Raw genomic sequence first — 4784 nt, forward strand, 5'->3', positions numbered from 1 at the left:
ACTATCTATAAGTAGATCACTAACTATCTATAGGTAGATCACTAACTACCTATAGGTAGTTGACTTGTTACTTATAAGTAGTTGGCTTATCCTGCCCGGTTTTTCCCTTATCTCTGACTTTTTAGGAGATTTTTTGCTCCAGAATAAATGTACGTATTTCGATATCTCTCTGACAGTATGGCACTTACTAATTTTCGCTCGCGTATTTCTAACCAACCTTGCCTTCGGGCGGAAATAACGCATTCTCAGGCGATTAAAAATACAAATTGTCAATTTGACAACTCCTTTAATTCTTACGGTATGAATAGTACAGTTAGCCTATATTATTCATACCGTAGGAGTTAGCCTGTATTATTCACATTTTAGGATTTAGAGGAGTTAAAGTAGTTAGGAGTCTATAAGCAGGAGTAATATAGTTAGGACAAATACAATTTTGATGCGGTTGCCCGAAATTTACCACCCACACCAAGTTCGATTAACCAATTTGTATTATCTTTGCCACACTTTTGGTTTCACAATTCCAAAGACAACGGAAAAGTGATGAAAAGGGAATCTGGTTGGAAATCCTGAACTGACCCGCTGCTGTAAGCTCTACTAAAATGTCTGAAACCCTCAAGTTACACCCCATCATGCTTGCCGGAACCGGCAGCGATGCCGGCAAAAGCATCATTGCCACCGCACTGTGCCGCATCTTCCTGCAAGACGGCTATCGCCCTGCGCCGTTCAAAGCGCAGAACATGTCGCTCAACTCCTACGCAACACCCCAGGGGCTGGAGATAGGTCGCGCGCAAGCCGTCCAGGCAGAAGCCGCAGGCATCCCGTGCCACACGGACATGAATCCGCTGCTGCTGAAACCATCCGGCGAGAAGATTTGCCAGGTGATACTCAACGGCAAACCCACCGGCAACCAGCACGCCTACCAGTACTTCCGCAAAGAAGGGCGCGACGAGCTTCGCCAAGAGGTAAACGCCGCCTTCCACCGGCTGGAGCAGCGCTACAACCCCATCGTAATGGAAGGCGCCGGCAGCATCTCTGAGATAAACCTGCGCGACGTAGACCTGGTGAATATGCCGATGGCGATGCACGCCAATGCACGCGTCATACTGGTGGCGGATATAGACCGCGGCGGGGTATTTGCTTCCGTCTACGGGTCGGTTATGCTGCTCACGCCCGAAGAGAGAAAGTACGTCAGAGGCATTCTTATCAATAAATTCAGGGGAGACATCAGGCTATTCCAGCCGGGGGTAAAGACGCTCGAAGAGCTTTGCGGCATTCCCGTTGTCGGCGTGGTGCCCTACTACAAGGACATACATATTGAGGAGGAAGACTCGGTTACGTTGCAAAGTAAGAACATGCAGTCGGCACACGGCAAGATTAACATTGCAGTCGTATTGCTTCGCCATGTGTCTAACTTCACCGACTTCAACGTACTGGAGCGTGACCCGCGCGTCCACCTTTATTATACCAACAATACGGATGAAATAGAGAAAGCGGACATCATCCTCATACCCGGAAGCAAGAGTACCTTGTCCGACCTGTACGAACTGCGGCGCAACGGGGTGGCTCAAAGCATTGTGAAGGCTCACAAGGCGGGGGCAACGGTAGTGGGCATCTGCGGAGGCTACCAGATTATGGGGCAGGAAGTGTGCGACCCTACTCACATGGAAAGCAACATCGAGCGGTTGCCCGGGTTGGGTCTACTGCCCGTATCTACCCGGATAGAAGGCGGGAAGCTGACACGGCAGGTACAATTCACGTTTATGGACTCTAAAGAGACGTGCCGGGGATACGAGATACACATGGGGGCGACTTCTCCTGTGGAGGGGGCATCACCTTCGCCTCTCAATACATTGATAGCAGAAAGTTCATCCTCTCCGGACATGCCGGAAGCTGAATCCACAGACGGCTACTTCGCAACCCCCAAATGCTTTGGTTCCTACATCCACGGCATACTGGACAACAAAGTCGTCATCGACTACCTGCTCGCCCCTTACGCCGACAAGCTGACCGGTGAGCCTTTCGATTACCAGGCGTTCAAAGAAGAGCAGTACAACAAACTGTCCGACCATGTCCGCAAGCACGTGGACATGGAACTGATATATCAGATAATCACCCCCTCCGCACCGGAGGAAGAGAAAGGAGGCATGCTATGATTAACGGCCACGGCGACGACATATACCATCACAGCCGGGAGATTACAGGCAACTTCAGCTCCAACATTTACAACAGGCAAGACTTCACGGGTCTGCACCGGCATCTGTGCGCCTGCGTCCCTGCTGCCATACACTCATACCCCGAACCGGACGCCCATTCGCTGGTCGAGCTACTGGCGGAGAAGAACGGGATACAACCATCCGGCGTACTGGTGACGAACGGAGCCGTCGAGGCCATCTACCTGATTGCCCAGACATTCAGGGGCAAGAAGTCGTGCATCATCACCCCCACATTCAGCGAGTACGAGGACGCTTGCCGCATCAACGGGCACCGGTTGTCGTTTGCGCCTTCGCTGTACGAGATAGATAAAGACACTGAACTCGTATGGTTGTGCAACCCCAACAATCCCGACGGGTATGCTTACCACAAACAGCTTTTAGACAGCTTCATCGCCGGTCGTCCGGACATTAGCTTCGTCATAGACCAGTCATACGAAGCCTTCGCCGACAGTCAATATACGTTTACCGCCGCCGAAGGTCTGAACCACCGGAACGCCATCCTGCTGCACTCCATGACCAAGAGTTATGCCATCCCGGGGCTGCGCCTCGGATACATCACGGCTTGCGATGAACACATCCGGGCAATCGCCACCTACCGGATGCCCTGGTCGGTGAACCAACTGGCTATAGAAGCGGGTAAATACTTGCTTGGCACAGAGAGGAGCTTCGATTTGCCGGCTTACCTTGCCGAAACAAACCGCCTCGCCACAGCGCTGAATGCCATAGACGGGTTGGCGGCGCTACCCACCAACACGCACTTCTTTCTGTGCAAGCTGGAGAACCGCAGTGCATCCGAGCTGAAGGAGTTCCTTATCAGCAGCCACGGCATACTGATTCGCGATGCTGCCAACTTCAGGGGACTGGATGAGCGCTATTTCAGGATAGCCACTCAGTCGCCCGAAGAAAACGATGTATTAATAATAGCTATTCGGGAATGGATATAGACCATAAACCGGTCTCTTCTCCTTATAAGGTACAGGGGTATGTAGGTTATAACATACAGGGGTATGTAGGTAGTAAGATACAGGGGTATGTAGGTTATAACATACAGGGGTATGTATGTCCTAAGATACAGGGGTATGTAGGTTACGCTGGTGGGGGATATACTTAGCATACCCCCGGAGATACTATCAAAGTAGAAACTAATTATGAACATTAACTTATGAACATTAACTTATTGCTCCCACTACTGCTGGGCTGGCTTGCCGATAGGCTGTTCGGCGACCCGCGCTTCCTGCCTCATCCTGCCGTAGGTTTCGGCAAAGTAATCTCATCAGGAGAACGAGCACTGAACAAAGGGAACCGGAGGATGCTCAAGGGAGGTTTGTTCGCGATACTCCTCATCTCGCTATGCTTCCTGCTGATGTACTTCCTGCTGCAAGCATTGGCACCCTATTGTTATGCGTACATGATATTCTCTGCCATCGTTATATTCTTCTGCCTGGCAGGAAAGACCCTGATAGACGAAGTGAAGCAGGTGTTCGTAGCCGTTGATTCTTCGGTAAGCGAGGGCAGGACGCAAGTAGCCCGCATCGTAGGACGCGATACCTCGGCACTGTCGCCGCAGCAAATCCGCACCGCCGCTTTGGAAACTCTTGCCGAGAACCTGAGCGACGGGGTAATTGCTCCGCTCTTCTGGTACGTACTGCTGGGAGTTCCGGGTATGTTTGCCTATAAGATGGTGAATACGCTCGATTCGATGATTGGCTACAAGAACGAACGGTACAGGCAATTCGGCTGCTGGGCGGCGCACATTGATGATATTGCCAACTACATCCCTGCCCGTCTGACGGCTGCTCTGATGATTATCGTAAGCGGGAGGCTGTCTCTGCCGGCATTTGTGAAGCTGCCGTCTGCATTCGTGAAGCCGTCTGCATCTGTGAAGCCGTCGTCTGCACCTGTGAGCCTGTTTGCATTCGTCAAGCCGTCTGCACTCGTGAATCTGTCTGCATTCGTCAAGCCGTCTGCACCCGTGAATCTGTTTGCATTCATAAATCCGTCTGCACCCGTGAATCTGTTTGCATTCGTCAAGCAATACGGCAGTCAACACGCCAGCCCCAACTCCGGATATCCGGAAGCAGCCTTAGCGGGAATACTCAATTGCCGGTTCGGAGGGCCTAACGTGTACTTCGGACAAACCATCGCGAAGCCCTACATAGGCCACAACCCCAGGGAACTAACAACCGCCGATATGCAAACTGCCATAGCCATAAATCGCCGGGCGGAACTGTTGATGATAGCTCTTGCTATAATCTGTATTGCCGTGATAGGTATTTAACCTGAATAATTCATGCTTCAGGAGTTAAAGGAGTTATCAGCCAACAAGTTGTCTTAGTAGTTAAAGCCGATACTAATGTTATATGATTCACGGAGTATCGGCTTTAACTCCTTAACTACTAACGAAGTGATAACGCCTTTAACTACAGTATGAATAATGCAGGTTAGTGATTAGAGTTTAGTGATTAAAATGAAAATCTTCATAATAGGCATAAACGACAAACAGCCCCAGTATTTCAACCCCGAAATACAAGGCATCATGAATCAAAACCTTCAGTTGTGATTTGCTTTCAT

At 50.5% G+C, this 4784-nt stretch carries 4 protein-coding genes; all 4 read left to right on the forward strand.

All coding sequences use genetic code 11. The annotated features are described in order from the left end of the window. The first annotated feature begins 599 nt into the window (after positions 1-599). Genes B2Z67_RS15555 through cbiB form a run of 4 tightly spaced genes read left to right on the forward strand, consistent with a single transcriptional unit; the run spans position 600 to position 4491 of the window. A complete protein-coding gene (locus tag B2Z67_RS15555) occupies positions 600-2153 on the forward strand; it encodes a cobyric acid synthase (RefSeq protein ID WP_291530754.1) in 1554 nt (517 codons plus the stop codon). Continuing rightward, the gene (locus B2Z67_RS15560) at positions 2150-3157 is read left to right on the forward strand and encodes an aminotransferase class I/II-fold pyridoxal phosphate-dependent enzyme (protein WP_291530755.1); all 1008 of its coding nucleotides are present in this window, start codon (positions 2150-2152) and stop codon (positions 3155-3157) included. The genes B2Z67_RS15555 and B2Z67_RS15560 overlap by 4 nt, the downstream gene beginning before the upstream one ends. Further along, complete coding sequence (locus B2Z67_RS15565; protein ID WP_291530756.1) at positions 3148-3324, forward strand: hypothetical protein; 177 nt, start codon at positions 3148-3150, stop codon at positions 3322-3324. The genes B2Z67_RS15560 and B2Z67_RS15565 overlap by 10 nt, the downstream gene beginning before the upstream one ends. Positions 3325-3375: 51 nt before the next feature. Beyond that, positions 3376-4491, forward strand: coding sequence for an adenosylcobinamide-phosphate synthase CbiB (gene cbiB, locus B2Z67_RS15570; protein WP_291530757.1), 1116 nt, complete (start codon positions 3376-3378; stop codon positions 4489-4491). Positions 4492-4784: the final 293 nt, after the last annotated feature.

Origin of the sequence: Bacteroides sp. UBA939, from assembly GCF_002293435.1 — a bacterium.
Classification (GTDB): Bacteria; Bacteroidota; Bacteroidia; order Bacteroidales; family Bacteroidaceae; genus Bacteroides.